The sequence below is a fragment of the Martelella mangrovi genome, from assembly GCF_040545495.1.
Classification (GTDB): Bacteria; Pseudomonadota; Alphaproteobacteria; order Rhizobiales; family Rhizobiaceae; genus Martelella; species Martelella mangrovi.
Window position 1 is genome coordinate 125,100 of record NZ_JBEPLY010000012.1, and the last position, 19,405, is coordinate 144,504.

18 protein-coding genes and 1 tRNA gene are annotated in these 19,405 nt (G+C 60.3%); 14 read left to right on the forward strand and 5 right to left on the reverse strand.

The features are described 5' to 3' along the window. Positions 1 to 68: 68 nt before the first annotated feature. Complete coding sequence (locus ABID12_RS16110) at positions 69 to 455, reverse strand: DoxX family protein (RefSeq protein WP_106302656.1); 387 nt, start codon at positions 453 to 455, stop codon at positions 69 to 71. Between the two features lie 270 nt (positions 456 to 725). On the opposite strand from ABID12_RS16110, the gene ABID12_RS16115 reads away from it, so the two are divergent. Both ABID12_RS16115 and ABID12_RS16120 read left to right on the forward strand, forming a co-directional pair. Beyond that, positions 726 to 3,044 carry an NADP-dependent malic enzyme gene (locus ABID12_RS16115; protein ID WP_354435102.1) on the forward strand — a complete coding sequence of 773 codons (2,319 nt, stop codon included), beginning with the start codon at positions 726 to 728 and terminating at the stop codon, positions 3,042 to 3,044. 454 nt (positions 3,045 to 3,498) lie between these two features. Next, the gene (locus ABID12_RS16120; RefSeq protein WP_354435103.1) at positions 3,499 to 4,155 is read left to right on the forward strand and encodes a helix-turn-helix transcriptional regulator; all 657 of its coding nucleotides are present in this window, start codon (positions 3,499 to 3,501) and stop codon (positions 4,153 to 4,155) included. Between the two features lie 179 nt (positions 4,156 to 4,334). On the opposite strand, the gene ABID12_RS16125 is transcribed toward ABID12_RS16120, so the two are convergent. Further along, positions 4,335 to 4,409, reverse strand: a tRNA-Thr gene (locus tag ABID12_RS16125). 152 nt (positions 4,410 to 4,561) lie between these two features. On the opposite strand from ABID12_RS16125, the gene ABID12_RS16130 reads away from it, so the two are divergent. The 9 genes from ABID12_RS16130 to ABID12_RS16170 all read left to right on the forward strand — a co-directional run bounded on the left by ABID12_RS16130 (position 4,562) and on the right by ABID12_RS16170 (position 10,448). Then, positions 4,562 to 4,741 carry a hypothetical protein gene (locus ABID12_RS16130; RefSeq protein WP_319519041.1) on the forward strand — a complete coding sequence of 60 codons (180 nt, stop codon included), beginning with the start codon at positions 4,562 to 4,564 and terminating at the stop codon, positions 4,739 to 4,741. A 214-nt stretch (positions 4,742 to 4,955) separates the two neighbouring features. Continuing rightward, complete coding sequence (murA, locus tag ABID12_RS16135) at positions 4,956 to 6,248, forward strand: UDP-N-acetylglucosamine 1-carboxyvinyltransferase (RefSeq protein WP_354435104.1); 1,293 nt, start codon at positions 4,956 to 4,958, stop codon at positions 6,246 to 6,248. 118 nt (positions 6,249 to 6,366) lie between these two features. Further along, positions 6,367 to 6,807 carry a DUF2948 family protein gene (locus ABID12_RS16140; protein ID WP_354435105.1) on the forward strand — a complete coding sequence of 147 codons (441 nt, stop codon included), beginning with the start codon at positions 6,367 to 6,369 and terminating at the stop codon, positions 6,805 to 6,807. Positions 6,808 to 6,860: 53 nt separating this feature from the next. After that, positions 6,861 to 8,165 (forward strand): histidinol dehydrogenase, encoded by a 1,305-nt coding sequence (hisD, locus tag ABID12_RS16145; protein WP_354435106.1) that lies wholly within the window; start codon positions 6,861 to 6,863, stop codon positions 8,163 to 8,165. 2 nt (positions 8,166 to 8,167) lie between these two features. Beyond that, positions 8,168 to 8,641 (forward strand): UPF0262 family protein, encoded by a 474-nt coding sequence (locus ABID12_RS16150; RefSeq protein WP_354435107.1) that lies wholly within the window; start codon positions 8,168 to 8,170, stop codon positions 8,639 to 8,641. A 263-nt stretch (positions 8,642 to 8,904) separates the two neighbouring features. Beyond that, on the forward strand, positions 8,905 to 9,123 hold the full coding sequence (infA, locus tag ABID12_RS16155) for a translation initiation factor IF-1 (protein WP_024708546.1): 219 nt from the start codon (positions 8,905 to 8,907) through the stop codon (positions 9,121 to 9,123). Between the two features lie 36 nt (positions 9,124 to 9,159). Further along, positions 9,160 to 9,792, forward strand: coding sequence for a Maf family nucleotide pyrophosphatase (locus ABID12_RS16160; RefSeq protein ID WP_354435108.1), 633 nt, complete (start codon positions 9,160 to 9,162; stop codon positions 9,790 to 9,792). Beyond that, positions 9,782 to 9,982, forward strand: coding sequence for a DNA gyrase inhibitor YacG (gene yacG, locus ABID12_RS16165; protein ID WP_354435109.1), 201 nt, complete (start codon positions 9,782 to 9,784; stop codon positions 9,980 to 9,982). Before ABID12_RS16160 ends, yacG begins: the two co-directional genes overlap by 11 nt. A 196-nt stretch (positions 9,983 to 10,178) precedes the next feature. After that, a complete protein-coding gene (locus ABID12_RS16170; protein ID WP_354435110.1) occupies positions 10,179 to 10,448 on the forward strand; it encodes a hypothetical protein in 270 nt (89 codons plus the stop codon). 37 nt (positions 10,449 to 10,485) lie between these two features. On the opposite strand, the gene ABID12_RS16175 is transcribed toward ABID12_RS16170, so the two are convergent. Further along, entirely contained in the window at positions 10,486 to 11,283 is a 798-nt protein-coding gene (locus tag ABID12_RS16175; protein ID WP_354435111.1) for a tetratricopeptide repeat protein, read from the reverse strand. A gap of 128 nt (positions 11,284 to 11,411) precedes the next feature. Between ABID12_RS16175 and ABID12_RS16180 the strand changes: the two genes are divergently transcribed. Together ABID12_RS16180 and ABID12_RS16185 are read left to right on the forward strand one after the other, a co-directional pair. Beyond that, positions 11,412 to 12,800 (forward strand): leucyl aminopeptidase family protein, encoded by a 1,389-nt coding sequence (locus ABID12_RS16180; protein ID WP_354435112.1) that lies wholly within the window; start codon positions 11,412 to 11,414, stop codon positions 12,798 to 12,800. A 5-nt stretch (positions 12,801 to 12,805) separates the two neighbouring features. Then, positions 12,806 to 13,663: a C40 family peptidase gene (locus ABID12_RS16185; RefSeq protein ID WP_435528246.1), complete on the forward strand. Its 858-nt coding sequence runs from the start codon at positions 12,806 to 12,808 to the stop codon at positions 13,661 to 13,663. Positions 13,664 to 13,744: 81 nt separating this feature from the next. Here the strand turns inward: ABID12_RS16185 and adhE are convergent, their stop codons facing one another. Continuing rightward, entirely contained in the window at positions 13,745 to 16,411 is a 2,667-nt protein-coding gene (adhE, locus tag ABID12_RS16190) for a bifunctional acetaldehyde-CoA/alcohol dehydrogenase (RefSeq protein WP_354435114.1), read from the reverse strand. A 33-nt stretch (positions 16,412 to 16,444) separates the two neighbouring features. On the opposite strand from adhE, the gene ABID12_RS16195 reads away from it, so the two are divergent. Continuing rightward, entirely contained in the window at positions 16,445 to 16,753 is a 309-nt protein-coding gene (locus tag ABID12_RS16195) for a hypothetical protein (RefSeq protein ID WP_354435115.1), read from the forward strand. 73 nt (positions 16,754 to 16,826) lie between these two features. Here the strand turns inward: ABID12_RS16195 and ABID12_RS16200 are convergent, their stop codons facing one another. Then, the gene (locus tag ABID12_RS16200; RefSeq protein ID WP_354435116.1) at positions 16,827 to 19,316 is read right to left on the reverse strand and encodes a heavy metal translocating P-type ATPase; all 2,490 of its coding nucleotides are present in this window, start codon (positions 19,314 to 19,316) and stop codon (positions 16,827 to 16,829) included. Positions 19,317 to 19,405 lie beyond the last annotated feature (89 nt).

Consider the following 19,405-nt stretch of genomic DNA (forward strand, 5'->3'; position numbering starts at 1 on the left):
GCACCAAAAGAAAAAGACGGGCCCCGAAGCGCCCGCCTTTGCGATCATCTGCAGCTTGAGAGCAGTGTTCAGCGCTTGATCTTGCCGTCGAGGCTGAAAGCGCCGGGGCCGGCAAAGACAAGATACAGGAAGACGAAGCAGAACAGGATTGCAGCATCACCGCCGTTGAGCACCGGGAAAAAGCTCTGGGGCGCATGCACCATGAAATAGGCAACCGCCATTGCGCCTGAAAGCACAAAGGCCGAAATGCGGGTGTAAAGGCCGACGATGATCAGCACGCCGCCGACAAGTTCCAGAATACCGGCGACCCAGAATATCGAGAACATCGGCGGATGCATTTCGGAAATCGGAAAGTGGAGGATTTTCTGGGTGCCGTGCTCCAGATAGAGAAGGCCCGTGACCACCCGAAGCAGGGCCAGGAAATAAGGCGCCAGCGGCTGCAGCATTTTATTCATCGTCTTTGACTCCATACGGTCTTTGTAAGCAATCGGCGTCTGCAAGAGACCGCCCGGTGTGATCGGCACAATACCCAAAAACGCGCCAAGTGAAATATACACCTTTGTGAACAGACCGTCGACGGAACGTTGCCCACATCACCCGCAATACCGGTGCGAGACAAACACGGCCCTGCATGACAGCGGCGGATTGCAGTTCCCGGATTCCGACCATATAGTCGCCGGCACTGGGGAGACCGGATAGCCGGCGCCGGACAAGGAGACGAAACAATGAGCGAACCCAACGAAACCAAGGGCGCCGGAGAAGACCTGCAGCAGCAGGCTCTGTTCTATCACCGCTATCCGCGGGCCGGAAAACTGGAAATTCAGGCGATAAAACCGCTGGGCAACCAGCGCGACCTGGCACTGGCCTATTCGCCGGGTGTCGGCGCACCCTGTCTCGCCATCCACGACAACCCTTCCGATGCGGCGAAATATACATCGCGCAGCAACCTCGTTGCCGTCGTTTCAAACGGCACGGCCGTGCTCGGCCTCGGCAATATCGGGCCGCTCGCGTCCAAACCGGTCATGGAAGGCAAGGCCGTCCTGTTCAAGAAGTTCGCCGGCGTCGACGTCTTCGATATCGAAATCGACGCGCCGACCATCGATGAAATGGTGTCCACGATCTCCGCCCTCGAGCCGACATTCGGCGGCGTCAATCTGGAAGACATCAAGGCCCCGGAATGTTTCGAGGTCGAGCGTATCCTGCGCGAGAAGATGCAGATCCCGGTATTCCACGATGACCAGCACGGCACCGCCATCATCGTCGCCGCGGCAATCCTCAACGGCCTGGAACTGGCCGGAAAATCAATCGAAAACGTCAAGATCGTCGCTTCCGGCGCCGGTGCGGCAGCACTTGCCTGCCTCAATCTTCTGGTCTCTCTGGGTGCGCAGCGCGAAAACATCTGGGTGTTCGATATCGATGGCCTCGTTCATCCCGATCGCACCACCAATATGGACCGGTGGAAGGCAGTCTACGCCCAGAAAAGCGACGCGCATGCGCTCGCCGACCATATTGAGGGCGCGGATGTGTTCCTCGGCCTGTCCGTTGCCGGTGCGCTGAAGCCGTCACTGCTGGAAAAGATGGCGGACAAGCCGATGATCATGGCGCTCGCCAATCCCGTGCCGGAGATCATGCCGGATCTGGCCCGCGCCGAACGCGCGGATGCGATGATCTGTACCGGCCGGTCGGACTTCCCGAACCAGGTCAACAACGTCCTGTGTTTCCCGTATATTTTCCGCGGCGCACTCGATTGCGGCGCCCGCACCATCAATGAAGAAATGAAGATGGCCGCCGTCAGGGCGATTGCCGGGCTTGCCAGAGAGGAAGTCTGGGAAGTGCCGCATTCGTCCTCGGGCGAGCCGCTGATCTTCGGGCCGGACTACCTGATCCCCTCCCCCTTCGATCCGCGCCTGATCCTGCGCATTGCCCCGGCCGTGGCGAAGGCCGCCGCCGACAGTGGCGTCGCAGAGCGCCCGATCGAGGATTACGAAGCCTATTTCGACCAGTTGAACCGCTTCGCCTTCCGCTCCGGTCTTGTCATGAAACCGGTATTCGCCGCAGCCAAGGCAGCAGAGCCGAAACGGGTGATCTTCTCCGACGGCGAGGACGAACGCGTGATGCGCGCCGCCCAGGTGCTGATTGAGGAGGGTATTTCCCGGCCGATCCTGATCGGCCGTCCGAATGTGCTCGAAACCCGCCGCAAGCGCTATGGCCTCCGTATGCGCCCGCAGGAAGACTTCGAGATCATCAACCCGGAAAGCGATTCGCGTTTCAGGGAATATGTCGACGAATATCTCGCCTTTGTCGCCCGCAAGGGCGTCACGCCGGATCGCGCGCGCACCATCGTGCGCACCAACACCACCGTGATCGGGGCGCTGGCCGTCAAGCGCGGCGACGCCGATGCCCTGCTGTGCGGTGTGGAAGGCCGTTTCGAACGGCATCTGCGCGACATCGGCAACATTATCGGCAAGCATGAAAACGTACGGGACTTTTCGAGCCTCGGACTCCTGATTTCCAACCGTGGTGCAACGTTCTTTGCCGATACCCACGTCACCTACTGCCCGTCTGCCGAGGAAATCGCCGAAACGACGATCCAGTCCGCTCGCGCGGTTTCGCGTTTCGGCATGACGGCCAAGGCCGCACTGGTCTCGCATTCGAATTTCGGTTCGCGCGATTCCGAAACGGCCGCGCGCATGCGTGCCGCGCTGGCCATTATCCGCGAGCGCATGCCGGACCTGGAAGTCGACGGCGAAATGCACGGCGACACCGCGATTTCCGAAACGCTCAGAAACCGTGTCATGCCCAACAGCACGCTTTCCGGCGAGGCCAACCTGCTGGTTTTCCCCTCGCTCGATTCCGCCCATATCACCATGACCGTGGTGCAGGGCATGCTCGATGCGCTTCACGTCGGGCCGATCCTGCTCGGCAGTGCGCTCCCCGCCCATATTCTCTCGCCCTCCGTCACCTCGCGCGGTATCGTCAACATGGCAACGCTGGCCGTGGTAGAGGCCAATCTGGCGCAAAAAGAACCGCGCGGCACGGATTAACGGCACTCAGGGCATAAGCCCGCAACGCCATCGACACCCGAAAGCAGCCCCGCTTGCAGCAGATGCAGGCGGGGCTGCGGCGTTTTGCCCGATGGCAAGCCCCAATCCCGGACAATTGCTGCTGTAAACGCCTGCCCCAGCGTGAGCCGTTGCGGTCATTTCAGCTTCAGGCTTTCGCCAGCACGCATGGCTGCGACCAATGCTCGCATTAAGAGATACTTACTCAATATACAACTCGACTTTACCTAGGGTTTATGTATATTACAGGTTGAAATCATGAATTGACTGACTGGCTCTTAGCCACTTCACCCTTCTCTCCGGTCGCTGAAACAGTCGGATGATTTATATGAGATATCAATAAAATAAGGCTTGGTGGGAAGAGCTTATGAATTTATCTGACGAAGACAGATTGCTTCAGTTTTCGCACGATATAGACCGAGCAGCACAACCTGAAATGTTTGCAAAAATACTCGCATCGATTGCATCACATTTCGGACTGGTCCAGTTCACCCTCATGGATATTCCCGGGTCAAAAGAGGCGCCGATTTCCTCATTGATTCACTTCACGACCCTGCCGCGACCATTCGTCGAATCCCGTGACCTGACCGGCCTGTTTCATATCGCGCCCTGTCGGGACAGGCACCGGCCGGCAGGCGCACCATTGCAGTGGGCGCTGGAAGACATCGAGGCCCGCGATGACCGCAGCCGCACCGACTTTGCCCAGCGCATGCGCGCACTCAGGATCAGCATGGGCATCGTGTTCACCTGCACCACCAGCAGCCAGCAACAGATGGGCCTGCTGTTTTTCGGAGATCGGGAGCCACTCGGCAGCAAGGAAGAGGCAGCGCTTAACAACCTCGCACGGCGCGCATTGCGGCGCTACGCTGAACTGAAAGACCATCCCGGCACGCAGCTCGGAAGCCTCTCGGCACGCGAGATGGAGGTCATCCGCTGGACGGCCGAGGGCAAGACATCGCATGAAATCGGCGGGATTCTCGGTCTTTCGGATCACACGGTCAATGCCTACCTCGCAAATGCGATCCGCAAGATGGATTGCGTCAACAGAACGCAGCTCGTGGCGAAAACCATCCGACTCAGCATTATCGATTAAAACAAGCCGTTACGGCTATGCACAGCATTGCCATACTCCGCGCATCGATCCTTCACGCGTTCGGCGGCAGGCCGGGTAGCGACGATGATGGCCGACTCAGAGATATCAACTTCGCGAAGACAAACGATCTTCAGTCACGCAGTGCTGAATGGGAACATTTTGGAAAACAATGACATAACTGGTGCTGCCGGAGAGATTTGAACTCTCGGCCTCTCCCTTACCAAGGGAGTGCTCTACCCCTGAGCTACGGCAGCCCGTTTCCGTTTGACGGAAATTACCCGGCACCGTTCGGTGCAGGCAAGCGGCCTATTGCCATAGCTCCGCTTCGAGTGCAAGACGGTAAAAACAATTCTTTTCCGATATCCGCCGTTTCGGCGACCAGAATGCTTCAGGAGGGTATGGCAGCATGGACGACGCCAAACCGAAGAACAGACAACCCGACGCAGCGGAACTGCGCAGGGAACGTGCGGCACAGAAGCTGCGCGAAAACCTGGCACGCCGCAAACAGCAGTCCCGTGCGCGCCGCAAGGGCGCCGAAGATGAAACAGACGGCCTTCCCGCCGCGAAAGGCAACGGCGAACACTGAAAACGCCCCGATACCCCTGTCCGACCTTAGGCGGGTATCTGCGGACAAGCGCCATCTTTTGCCGGCGCCGAACACGCCCCTGCCATTTTTCGCTGGTTTGTGCGGCCCCGTTCAACAACTTGTCAACCATTGCAATTGATCATGGCGGGCGTTTCGTTTAATGCGACGCGCCTAAGCTTCAAGGAGAGGCCGGGTTTTGCCCGGAAAATGTGGAATGGATCAAATCAGAGTCGTCGGCGGCAACCCTTTGAAGGGTGTCATTCCCATTTCCGGCGCGAAAAATGCAGCACTGCCGCTGATCATTTCCTCGCTTCTGACCAGCGACACGCTGACGCTGGAAAACGTGCCGCATCTGGCCGATGTCGAGCTCTTGATGCGCATCCTCGGCAATCACGGCGTCGATATCTCCGTCAACGGCCGGCGCGAGCGCCAGCAGGACGGCTATGCGCGCACCATCCATTTCAACTGCCCGACGATTACCGACACCACCGCTTCCTATGAGCTTGTGCGCAAGATGCGCGCCTCGTTCTGGGTCATCGGTCCGCTTCTGGCGCGCGAGGGCATTGCCCGGGTTTCGCTGCCGGGCGGTTGCGCCATCGGCACGCGCCCCGTCGACCTTTTCATTGATGGACTGAAGGCGCTGGGCGCCGAAATCGAGATCGAACAAGGCTATGTCGAGGCCAAGGCGCCGAAGGGCGGGCTTGTCGGCCGTCACTACGTGTTCCCCAAGGTTTCCGTCGGCGCAACCCACACGCTGATGATGGCGGCAACGCTTGCCAACGGCACGACGGTGCTTGAAAACGCCGCGCGCGAGCCGGAAGTGGTCGACCTTGCCAATTGCCTGAAGGCCATGGGCGCGAAGATCGAGGGCGCCGGCTCACCGACGATCACGATCGACGGTGTCACCTCGCTTTCCGGCGCGCGCCACACCGTTCTGCCGGACCGGATCGAAACCGGCACCTATGCCATGGCCGTTGCCATGGCCGGCGGCGAGGTTACGCTGGAAAACACCGATGCCGCGCTTTTGAGCTCCGCAATCGAGGCGATCCGCGCGGCAGGCGCCGAAATCACCCCGACGGAAACCGGCATCCATATCATCGGTCACGGTGACGATATCCGCCCGGTCGATGTTACCACAGAACCCTATCCGGGTTTTCCGACAGACCTGCAGGCGCAGTTCATGGGTCTGATGACCCGGGCCAAGGGCACTGCACGCATTGTCGAGACGATTTTCGAAAACCGGTTCATGCATGTGCAGGAACTGGCCCGCCTCGGCGCCGACATTTCGCTTTCCGGCCAGACGGCAACGATCAAGGGCGTTCCCGAACTCCATGGCGCTCCGGTCATGGCGACCGATCTGCGCGCCTCGGTCTCGCTCGTCATCGCAGGCCTTGCCGCCAAGGGCGAAACCACCGTGTCGCGGGTCTACCACCTCGATCGCGGTTTCGAGCGGCTGGAAGAAAAGCTCACCCGCTGCGGCGCGATTGTCGAGCGGATCGGCGGCTGACGCGGTCCCGGACATCATTTTCCTGTCGACCCCAGGCATTCCCGGCACAACAATGGTTGCGAAACGGCCACGACCGCCTTATTTCGGTTAAAACCACAAACCCGCCGGGAATTTTGTCATGTCCACCGATCAACTGAAGCTTATGGCGCTGGATGAAGAAGACCTCGCCATCATCTCTGCGCATGTGCAGGATGCCGTGTTTCTGTCGCGGGACGTCACCTTTTCCAGGGTTGCGGGTCAGTTTCAGCTTCTGTGCAACCGCTTTGTCTGGGAAAAGAAACGCGGCTTCTTCAAGAAACCGGAGCGCCGCCGCGCAGCTCTGGTGTTCAAGCGCGTGAATGCGGTGCGCAGCATCGGGCTTGATCGCAAGGCCGATGACGAGGTTTCCAACCTGCTGTCGGTACAGTTCGAAAAAAGCGGAGATGGTCCGGAAGGCTCTGTGATCGTCACACTTTCAGGCGGCGGTGAAATCGTTGCGGATGTGGAGTGTATCGAAGTGCTTCTGACCGACCTTTCGGAAAGCTGGGAAGCACGCGGCAAGCCGCACCATCCACGGTGAGACGATCCGCAGACGAGGACAGAGTTTTCCCGAATCATTTGAGTGAGGCAAATATGGCCATCTGGCTTGACGCAGCCGACGATCGCTTCGAAAGCGCTTTCAGATCACTGCTTTCGATGAAGCGCGAAGTCTCCAAGGACGTTGGCGACACGGTTGATGAAATTCTTGCCGATGTCCGTGCAAACGGCGATGCGGCCCTTGCCACCTATTCCGCCCGCTTCGACGGCGTCGATTTTTCCGATCCGGCAACACCGATGAAGGTCGACGCGCAGGCGATTGACGAAGCCATGGCCGCCGTCGATCCGAAGGTTGTCGATGCCCTCAGGCTGGCAGAGGAGCGGATCCGCAAACACCATGCGCGCCAGCTGCCGCCCGATGATTTCTACAAGGACGAAATCGGTGTCGGCCTTGGCCATCGCTGGACGGCGGTGGAAGCCGTCGGACTTTACGTGCCGGGCGGCACGGCGAGCTATCCCAGTTCCGTTCTGATGAACGCCGTCCCGGCAAAAGTCGCGGGCGTCGAGCGCATCGTCATGGTGGTGCCGACGATGAAGGGCCAGATCAATCCAGCCGTGCTGGCGGCGGCCAGGATTGCCGGCGTTACGGAAATCTACCGGATCGGGGGTGCACAGGCCGTGGCGGCCCTTGCCTATGGCACCGAAACGATTGCACCCGTTTCCAAGATCGTCGGCCCCGGCAACGCCTATGTCGCCGCGGCCAAGCGCGCCGTGTTCGGCACGGTCGGCATCGACATGATCGCAGGCCCCTCGGAAGTTCTGGTGATTGCCGACGGTGAAAACAACCCGGACTGGATCGCGGCTGACCTTCTTGCCCAGGCCGAGCACGACACGGCCGCACAGTCGATCCTGATCACCACCGACCGCGCCCTTGGCGAGGCGGTTGAACAGGCCGTGGAACGGCAGCTGAAAACCCTGCCGCGCGGTGAAATTGCCGGTGCAAGCTGGCGCGACTATGGCGCAATCATCACCGTTTCCGACCTCGACACGGCGCTGACACTTGCCAATCGCGTCGCCCCGGAACATCTGGAACTGGCCGTTGACGATCCCGACGCCCTGATCCCGAAAGTGCGCAATGCCGGTGCGATCTTCGCAGGGCATTATACGCCGGAAGCGATCGGCGATTATGTCGGCGGTTCGAATCACGTTTTGCCGACCGCGCGTTCGGCGCGTTTTTCCTCGGGCCTGGGTGTTCTGGACTTCATGAAGCGCACATCCATCCTAAGTCTGGGGCCGGAGCAGCTGAATACACTTGCACAGCCGGCCATTGACCTTGCAGAATGCGAAGGGCTGGGCGCCCATGCGCGCTCGGTTGCCATCCGCCTCAACCGCAAGGAATAGACATGACCACGGGCGAATACAGGCTGATCGATGTTGTTCTCGACGAGAGCATCGGCCGCGCCTCGCCCGATGTCGAGCACGAGCGCGCCGTCGCCATATTCGATCTTCTCGAGGAGAATTTTTTCAAGCCGGTCGGTCATGAGGGCGGCCCCTACAAGCTCACGCTTTCGATCCTGGAAAAACGCCTGATCTTCGACATCACGCTGGAAAACGGCGACAAGGTCGCGACCCACATCCTGTCGCTGACGCCGTTCAGGCGGATCGTGAAGGACTATTTCATGATCTGCGAGAGTTATTACGAGGCGATCAAGACGGCGACACCGAACAGGATCGAAGCGATCGACATGGGCCGGCGCGGCGTCCACAACGAAGGATCGCAAACCCTGCAGGACCGGCTGAAAGGCAAGATCGAGGTGGATTTCGATACCGCGCGGCGCCTTTTCACGCTGTTCTGCGTCCTCTACTGGCGCGGTTGAGGGCGGCCACCGCCGCCATTTCGAACGTCACGTGAACAAAAAACGGCGACGGGAGCAAACATGGTTCACAAACGTTGAACTATTGTGTAGGTTCCGCCGCAATTGGGCAGCGCCGCGCGTTTTCAACGCAGCCGCCACGCTGCCGACAAGTAAAGCAACTGCATCCCCGTCTGTCTTGCCGGCAACGGCCTGACGGGGAGAGCGGCGTTTGGGCAGTTCCAGGATATGGGCCCCGAGCGCATGGAAGAAAAGAAACGACATAGATGGCTAAAGAAGAAGTACTGGAATTTCCGGGCGTCGTCGTCGAGCTTCTGCCGAACGCGACATTCCGGGTGAAACTTGAAAACGACCACGAGATCATCGCCCACACGGCAGGCCGCATGCGCAAGAACCGTATTCGCGTTCTGGCCGGCGACAAGGTGCTTGTGGAAATGACCCCTTACGACCTGACCAAGGGCCGGATTACATATCGCTTCAAATAGAAGCGCACGATCCCTTATGACCGATCGGGAACGGGCTTGACCGTGGCAAAGACAAAACTTGTCCTGGCGTCGGCATCGCCGCGGCGTGTGGACCTTCTGGCCCAGATCGGCGTGACGCCCGACCGGATACTCCCGGCGGACATCGACGAGACCCCGGTGGCAAGGGAAACGCCAAGGCTTCTGGCCGGACGTCTGGCCCGTGGCAAGGCTGGCGCCGTTGCCGAAATGCTAGATGCGGACAATGCCTGGCGCGGCTCCCTTATCCTTGCAGCCGATACCGTGGTTGCTGTCGGACGGCGCATCCTGCCCAAGGCAGAGACCGAAAACGAGGCCATCGAATGCCTCTCGCTGCTTTCGGGACGCAATCACCGGGTCTTCACCGGTCTTTGTGTCAGAACGGCCGGCGAGAGCACGGACAGCCTCCGTGTGGTTGAAACCCGCGTAACCTTCAAGCATCTTTCAAAAACAGATATCGAAGCCTATCTCGCAGCAGGCGAATGGCACGGCAAGGCCGGCGCCTACGCCATCCAGGGGCGTGCAGCAGCGTTTATCGAGCGGCTTGTCGGGTCCTATTCCGCCGTCGTCGGCCTGCCGCTCTATGAAACGCAGTCCCTGCTGTCGGGCCGTGGCTACGATATAGCAGCACAATGGAGCGAACATGGGCAATGAAAGCAAACCCCGCGTCGAGCCTTTGAGAAAACCGCGCGAGTGCCCGGAATGCGGCCGTCCCTCGACACGGGAAAACTACCCGTTCTGCAGCGACCGTTGTCGTCAGCTCGACCTTTCCCGATGGCTGACGGGTTCTTATGCCATTCCCGTGGCCGAAGACGAATCGAAGCCCGACAGCGAAGAATATTGACGCTTGGTGCGGCTACGCTAACCTACTCAAATGATTAAATAAATCGAAATCCATGTCCCTTTTTCGCCGGATTTCGGCTCTATTTGCGCGTCCTTGTTGCAATCAACGTTGGTTTTGTGAAATAATCCCCTTATACTTGTATTCGAAAGCGTGCGCTGCCGCTCGGCAGAAACGAGAGATCCAGGGGAACAAGGCGGTGAGAAGCAAGACCCTACACCACCGGCCTTCAACAACGGCCGGCGTTGATGCCATTGATCCGCAGGAAAATGTTAGCGCTACCTCAAAACAGGCAGAAGCCGATCGCGGGGCCGATGCCGCGCGAAAAATTTACCTGTCCAGACATGGCTACAAAAAGGGCGTGAACTGGGCATTCTGGCTCACGCTTGCCGGCAGCCTGGTGTTTTTCGTTATCTGTTTCACAGGCCTTTTCGCACTCGTACGCGTTCTGATGCCCGCGCTGGTCTGATCCACGCTTACAAAACCTGAGTACCTGTTGCCGGCGATTACCCGCCAGCGCCAACGGCAAACTGCTCCCAGGCACCACCCGGCGCAGTCGCAGCCTGAAGGGCCGCCAGGTTGATCTGCGCCTGCTCGGCGGAGACACCGGCCGTAGCCACCCGTTGCGCTTCCTGCTGCTTGCCCTGAAGCGCCAGCACCAGCGCGAGATTGATCTGCACTTCGGAGCTTGCGCCACGCCGGTCGTTGGCTTCGCGCAGATAATTTTCCGCCGTCGCCAGGTCGTGGGTCAAGACGTAGGAGACCGCCATGTTCGACAGCACCTCCGGGTTCTTCGGCGACAGCGACAGAGCCTGCCGGTATCGCATGCGCGCTTCCATCGGCTGGCCCATCTGGTCAAGGATCAGACCTTCCTGGGAAAAGGTCCGCCAGTCGCGCGGTGCAACGCGTTCGGCATCGCGGATCGTGCGCAGCGCGTCGGGATAATGGCCGAGTGCCGCCTGCGTTTCGGCATAGTGCAGCAGCGCATCGCCGGAATCGGGATTGCGCGCGGCAACCTCACGCATCACCTGATTCGCTTCCGAATAACGGCCTTCCGCTTTCAGATATTCCGACCACGCGACACCCGATTTGACATTGCCGGGCCGCGACAGAAATGCCGTTTCGAGCCGGTAATTCATCATCTGCCGTTGGGACGGCGAAAGGGTCGCGATTTCTTCGGCCGACATATACTGATACTGACCAGCGGTCATCGGCTTGCGCACGCTGGCGCATCCGGAAAGCGCAAGTGCTGCAAGCACGACGGCCAGCGCCGTTTTTCCCGAAAGTCCGCTGCGATCGATCATTTCCGGCAATCTCCGTCTGTTCTCAATGCCTCGATCGGCGTATGGAATCATTTTCGAGGCTTTCCGACACTTTACAGAAAGTTTTTTACCGCGAAAGTAGGCGGACACACAGTTACGAGTGACCTTTCATGCCCAGTTTCCAATTCATCGAACACCCCTTCCCTTTCTGCGAGCCCGGCGAGGCTTCAAATCCGCTTTATGCGGTAACGCCATCCGACCTCGAAAATCCGGACATTCTTCCCGAAAATGTTCGTAATTTTGTCCGTTCGGCGAAATTTTCCGCGCGCGAAGGTGAGGTCCTGCTGCTTCCCGGTGCAGACGGTACGCTTGCAGGCGCTCTGCTTGGCCTCGGATCACGGGCAGAAAACCCATTCGTTACCGGCAGGCTTTCACGGCTTCTGCCGGGCGGAGACTGGCACCTTGCCCGCTATCCCGGTGACAGGACGCAGGCTCTGATCGGTTTTGCAGCCGGCGGCTACCGCTTCGAGCGCTATCTCAAACCATCGAAAGCCGCGCCGGTCCGCCTTGCCATCCCCGAAGACTGCGATGCTGACGCGATCAAACGCAATGTCGCCGCGATCCGGCTTGCCCGCGATCTGATCAACACGCCGGCAAACGACATGCAGCCCGATCACCTGGAGCAGGCCTTCGGGGCCCTTGCCCGTCACTATGATGCCGATTTCAGCGCTGTTCGCGGCGACGATCTGCTGACGAGCGGCTTTCCGCTGATCCATGCGGTTGGCCGCGCCGGGGAAAAGGCGCCGCGTCTGATGGAGATGCGCTGGGGCCGCAAGGGTGCAAAGAGCATCACGCTCGTCGGCAAGGGCGTATGCTTCGACACCGGCGGCCTCGACATCAAGTCGGCGGCCGGCATGGGGCTGATGAAGAAGGATATGGGCGGGGCCGCCAATGTCATGGCGCTGGCGCTGATGATCATGGATGCGGGCCTCGATGTCGACCTGCGCGTGATCGTGCCAAGCGTCGAAAACGCCATCGCCGGCAATGCCTTCCGGCCGGGCGACATCTATCGCTCCCGCAAGGGGCTGACGGTGCAGATCGACAATACCGACGCCGAGGGACGGCTTATCCTCGCCGATGCGCTGGCCTATGCCGACGAGGAACAGCCCGACCTGCTGATCGACATGGCAACGCTGACGGGTGCTGCCCGCGTGGCGCTCGGCCCTGAGGTGATGCCTTTCTACACCGACAGCGACGCATTGTCCCATGCGCTTCATCAGGCAGGCGAACGGCTCTCCGACCCGGTCTGGCGCATGCCGCTTTATCCCGGCTATGACGCCAAACTGAAGACCGGTCTTGCCGATCTCACCAATGCGCCGGCCGGCGGCATGGCAGGATCAATCACGGCTGCGCTTTTCCTGAAGCGCTTCGTCGGCCGCGCCGGAACATGGGCGCATTTCGATATTTACGGCCACGCCCCCGCCGATCGCGATTTCGGCCCGGCCGGCGGCGAGGCTCAGGCAATCCGTGCGATCTTCGAAACAATCAGGACTGTCTGATGGTTATGGAACTCGACAGAAGGCTTCATGCCTTTCGACCGGATCTGGCCGATGCAAGGCTTTCCGGCATGGTGCATGCTGATCATTTCGCCGTATCGGAACCGGCGCAGATCATCGTTCCCGTCGCCCCGCTCCGTCCGCAACCGTCGGAAGCCGCGGTGATTGACAGCCAGCTGCTCTTCGGCGAAGGCGTTGATATTTTCGAGCGCAAGTCCGGCTGGGCCTGGGTCCAGTCGCATTTCGACGGTTATGTCGGCTACATGCCGGAGGCGATGCTGGCCGAGGGCGAGCGCCAGGCCTCGCATTTCATCGCGGTTCCGCGAACCTTTCTCTACCCGGAACCCGACGTCAGGGCGGGACCGGTCTGCGCCCTTTCCATGGGCTGCCGACTGACCTTTGTCGATGAAGTGGAGATGCGCGGCAGCCGGTTCTATCTCTGCTCGGATGGCACGGCCGTGTTTGCCGATCATTGTTTTCCGCTTGACCGGCCATTTGAGCGCGACCCGGTCAAGACGGCGCTGCGGTTTCTGGAAACGCCCTATCTGTGGGGCGGACGTTCGGGCTTCGGCCTTGACTGCTCGGCTCTGGTGCAGATTGCAATGATGATGGCCGGACGGGCGGTACCGCGCGATTCCGACATGCAGGAACTGATGGATGGAGAGCCGGTATCACGCCGCGCCCTGAAACGCGGTGATCTCGTCTTCTGGAAAGGCCATGTCGGCATGATGGAAGACGGCAAGACGCTGGTGCACGCCAATGGCGCGGCCATGCGGGTGACCCGCGAAAGCCTTGACCATGCCATCACCCGCATTGCTCCGGTTTACGGCAATCCGACATCTTATCTGCGGCCCGAGAAAGGCTAAACGCTCTCTCGCAATATATCGAACGTAAAAACGCCGCCCTGATGAGGCGGCGTTTTCACTCATGCCTTGCAGTGCACGCAATTACTTGCGGGCGCTGAGCGGCACGACCGAACCTTTTTCGTCGGTTGCTTCCGGCTCGTTGACGACGCCTTCTTCGTAGGCGCGACCATAGAAGGTGTCGAGCAGGACCTGACGGATTTCCGAGATCAGCGGATAGCGCGGATTGGCGCCGGTGCACTGGTCGTCAAAGGCCTTTTCGGCAACTTCATCGAGGTGATCGAGGAAGTCGGCTTCGCCGACGCCGGCCGCCTGGATCGATTCGGGGATATCGCAGGCCTTGTTGAGGCTTTCGATCCACTTGACCAGGTTTTCAACCGACTGTTCGTCGCTCTTGCCGCCAAGGTCGAGATGGCGGGCAATCTCGGCATAGCGGCACAGTGCCTTCGGCCGGTCATACTGGCTGAAGGTTGCCTGCTTGGTCGGGTTGTCGACCGCGTTGTAGCGGACCACATTGGCCAGAAGCAGGGCGTTCGACAGGCCGTGCGGCAGGTGGAACTGCGCGCCGATCTTGTGCGCCATCGAGTGGCAGACACCGAGGAAGGCGTTGGCAAAGGCCATGCCGGCAATCGTTGCCGCATTGTGAACCTGCTCGCGGGCCTTGGGATCGGCAGCGCCGTTCTTATAGGCCGAGGGCAGATATTCCTTCAGCAGCTTCAGGGCCTGCAGCGCCTGACCGTCCGAATACTCGTTCGCCATGATCGAGACGTAGGCCTCAAGTGCGTGGGTCACGGCATCGATACCGCCATGGGCCGTCAGCGACTTCGGCATGTTCATGACCAGATCGGCATCGACGATGGCCATGGTCGGCGTCAGTTCGTAGTCGGCGATCGGATACTTCACGCCGGTCTTCTCGTCGGTGACGACGGCGAACGGGGTGACTTCCGAACCGGTGCCCGAGGTGGTGGGCACGGCCACGAACTTGGCCTTCACGCCGAGTTTCGGGAAGTGGTAGATGCGCTTGCGGATATCCATGAAGCGCAGCGCCAGATCGGCAAACTCGACTTCCGGATGCTCATACATCACCCACATGATCTTGGCCGCATCCATCGGCGAGCCGCCACCTTGGGCCAGAATGATGTCCGGCTCGAACGAACGGGCCAGTTCCCAGCCTTTGCGGACAACGGCAAGCGTCGGGTCGGCCTGAACGTCGAAGAAGGTCTCGACCTCCATGCCGAGGTTCTTCAGCACCCGGACCGTATCGTTGACATAGCCGTTTTCGAACAGGAAGCGGTCGGTGACGATCAGGCAACGCTTGTGGCCCTTCAGCTCTTCAAGCGCGAAGGGAAGCGAACCGCGACGGAAATAGATCGACGGGGGAAGCTTGTGCCACAGCATGTTTTCTGCCCTCTTGGCGACCGTTTTCTTGTTGATGAGGTGCTGCGGACCGACATTTTCCGAGATCGAGTTACCACCCCACGAACCGCAACCAAGCGTCAGCGACGGCGCCAGGCGGAAGTTGTAGAGGTCGCCGATCCCGCCCTGCGAGGCAGGCGTATTGACGAGAACACGGGCCGTCTTCATCCGTTCGCCGAAGGTGGTGACGCGTTCGGGCTGCAGGTCCTGATCGGTGTAGAGAACCGAGGTGTGACCGATACCGCCGAGCGCCACCAGTTCCGATGCGATGCGGCTGGCGTGATCGAAGTTCTTCGCCTTGTACATGGCCAGCGTCGGCGACAGCTTTTCATGGGCGAAGATTTCTTCCTCGCCGGTGCTTTCGACTTCGGCAATCAGCACCTTGGTGCGCGGCGGCACCTCGATGCCGGCCATGGCCGCGATCTTTTCGGCCGACTGACCGACGATGCCGGCATTCAGTCCGCCGTTTTCCTTCATGATGACGCTGCGGACAGCACCGGCCTCATTGCCCGACAGCACATAGCCGCCATGACTGATGAAGCGTTCGCGCACGGCATTATAGACCTTGTCGACGGCAATCACCGACTGTTCCGATGCGCAGATGACGCCGTTGTCGAAGGTCTTCGACATCAGGATCGAGGCAACGGCACGCTTGATATCGGCATATTCGTCGATCACGGCCGGCGTGTTGCCGGCACCCACGCCGATGGCGGGCTTGCCCGACGAATAGGCAGCCTTGACCATGCCGGGACCGCCGGTGGCAAGGATCAGGTTGATGTCCGGGTGGTGCATCAGTGCGTTCGAAAGCTCGACCGAGGGTTCATCGATCCAGCTGACGATGTCCTTCGGCGCGCCGGCCTTGACGGCGGCTTCCAGCACAACGCGGGCAGCCTCGCAGGTCGAACGCTTGGCGCGCGGATGCGGCGAGAAGATAACCCCGTTGCGGGTCTTCAGGCTGATCAGCGCCTTGAAGATGGCGGTCGAGGTCGGGTTGGTGGTGGGGACGATGGCGCAAATCAGGCCGACAGGTTCGGCAACGGTGAAGATGCCGTATTCCGGCTCCTCCGAGAGGATGCCGCAGGTCTTGTCGTCCTTGTATTTGTTGTAGATGTATTCCGAGGCGAAGTGGTTTTTGACAACCTTGTCTTCCATGACGCCCATTCCGGTTTCCTCATGCGCCATACGGGCAAGGGGAATACGGGCGTCGGCCGCGGCAAGTGCGGCGGAACGGAAAATGAAGTCGACCTGTTCCTGGGTATAGGTCGCAAACTTCTGCTGCGCTGCCTTCGTCCGGGCAACAAGCTGGTCAAGTTCGGTCGTGCTGATGGCCGGCATGGGACTACTCCTGCGCTTTAGCCGAACCGGAAAATGGCCCGGCAATTGCTTAAAAACTGGCGAATAATGGCGGCCGATCTTGGGCTCGGCCTGCCGGCGCGCCTTATCCTTGAAATGCTTCTTTTGTTTTTACCGGCCACTGGCCACAAGAAGCTTGGGAAATCTGTCCGGATAAGGGCCGTCCGTTCTCGCCACGATGTGTGTTTAGGTCGGTTTAAATCGTTTTGTATTGATCGTGATCAAAGAAGCGAAGCTTTTGCGGAAGCGCATGGCCGGATGTGCAAAAGCGCCACAACACCGCCGCCTTCGGGGCGGCTTTCCGGCACCGGCGAAGGGGCGTGACAAAGGATACGATGACGGCCGCAATATTGAAACCGCCTTCGGCAGATTCTTGCCGGAGGCGGTTTCGAAAGCGTCAGTGCGCGGGGTTGAAGCGTTTCAGGCGCAGCGCGTTGGACAGCACGAAGACGCTGGAAAGCCCCATGGCGCCTGCCGCCAGCATCGGCGACAGCAGCGTGCCATTGACGGGAAAGAGAATGCCCGCCGCCACCGGAATGAGCACGGCATTATAGGCAAAGGCCCAGAACAGGTTCTGCGCGATATTGCGCATCACCGCACGCGACAGCGAAATCGCGCTGACAACGCCGGACAGTTCACCCGACATCAACACGACATCGGCGGTTTCAATGGCAATATCGGTGCCCGTGCCGATGGCAATGCCGGTATCGGCAGCGGCCAGTGCCGGGGCGTCATTGATGCCGTCGCCGGCAAAGGCGATGGCGCCATGCCCGGCCTTCAGCTTTTCAAGCGCTTCGACCTTTCCATCCGGCAGCACATCGGCAACCACGGTATCGATACCCACCTCACGGGCAATGCTTTCTGCGGTCTTCCGGTTGTCGCCGGAAATCATCGCCGTTTTCAGCCCGGCGGCATGAAGCGCAGCGATCGCGGCCTTCGCCGAGGGTTTGACCGGGTCGGCAACCCCGATGACACCGGCAGCCTTGCCGTCGACCGCGACGAAAAGCAGGGACCGGGCATTTTCGGCAAGCCTCTCGGCATCGCCGTCCAGCGCCTGCGTGTCGACGCCTGCCCGCGCCATGAAGCGGCGTGCGCCAACGTTCACCTTGCTACCATTGACCGTTGCCGATACACCAAAACCGGGCACGGCAGAAAAGTCGGCCGTTTTTGCAATGTCCAGCCCCTCGTCCTTCACGGTCGTCAGAACGGCTTCGGCAAGCGGATGTTCGGAGCCCTGTTCGACGGCGGCGGCAAGGCCAAGGACCGTGTTCCTGTCAAAGCCATCGGCGGTGACGACGTCAGTGACGACGGGGCGTCCTTCCGTCAGCGTGCCCGTCTTGTCGAATGCGACGATCTTGGTGTCCTTCAGCGTCTGCAGCGCCTCGCCGTTTCTGAACAGCACCCCGATTTCGGCCGCCCTGCCGGTTCCGACCATGATCGAGGTTGGCGTGGCAAGCCCCATGGCGCAGGGGCAGGCGATAATCATCACCGCAACCGCATTGACCAGCGCGAAGGAAAGCGCCGGCGACGGACCGAACACCATCCAGATGACAAAGGTGATGGCAGCGGCCAGCAGAACCGCGGGCACGAACCATGCCGTGACCTTGTCCACCAGCGCCTGCACCGGCAGTTTCGCGCCTTGCGCATTCTCGACCATCTTGACGATGCGCGCGAGAACCGTATCGGCGCCGATGGCGCTGGCCCTGAACGTGAATGTGCCGGTCTTGTTGATCGTGCCGCCGGTTACCGCATCATCGGTGTTCTTGGCGACGGGAACCGGCTCGCCGGAAATCATCGATTCGTCGACATAGGACGTGCCGGAAACAACAACGCCATCGACGGCGACTTTCTCGCCCGGACGGACGACGACGACATCGCCGAGCTTCAGCTCTTCAATCGGCACATCGGCCTGTTCGCCGTCACGTTCGACACGGGCGGTTTTCGGCTGCAGGCCGAGAAGATGGGTGATGGCAGCCGATGTACGCCCCTTGGCCTTGGCTTCCAGAAACCGGCCCAGCAGAATGAGGGTGATGATAACGGCGGAGCTTTCGAAATAGACCTGTGCCGCCCCTTCCGGGAAAATCTGCGGCAGGAAGGTCGCGAATGTCGAATACCCCCATGCCGCCGTTGAACCCAGCATCACCAGCGCATTCATATCCGGCGACAACCGGCGGAAGGACGCTATGCCGTGTCGGTAGAACCGCCGGCCGGGGCCGAACTGAACGATTGTCGCCAGCACGAAATAGAACACATGCAGGGGATAAACGCCGACAGCCGAGGTGAGTGCAGACCCGAAGGCCGGAATGAAGTGCGATCCCATTTCCAGAATGAAAAGCGGCAGGGTGAAGACGAAAGCCGTCAGCAGGTCGCGCTTCAGCGCCGCCCGCTCCTTCTCGCGTGCGTCTTCCTGCGTGGAAACAGCACCGGTTTCAGCACCCAGACGGCGCGGTTCATAGCCGGCCTTTTCTATCGCCGCTTCCACCGTTGAAAGCGTCGTTGCCTTGTCGACCGCGACGGTCGCCTGTTCGGTGGCCAGATTGACCTTTGCCTCCAGAACGCCCGGCACGCGCGAAAGCGCCCGCTCGACGCTGGCAACGCAGGAGGCACAGGTCATGCCGCCAACGCCGATCTTGATGGTTTCAAGCGGAACGCCGTAGCCCGCCTTTTCAATCGCGGCGACGACATTGGCCTTCGCCTTGCGATCGGCCAGCGCAACATCGGCGGTTTCGGTCGCCAGATTGACGGAGACGGTGTCGACGCCGTCAAGCTTGCGGACAACCCGCTCGACACTCGAGACGCAGGAAGCGCAGGTCATGCCGGAAACCGGCAGCACAAGATGCTGCACCTTCCCTGCCGTTGCGGGCTTTTTTGTAACCGTCTGTTCCATTGCGCATTCCTTTTTTTCAACCCGCCGGGTTCCATTCAGCCGGCGCCGGCAAACACCCCGACCGGGCAGCCGCCCCTTCCACGTGCATC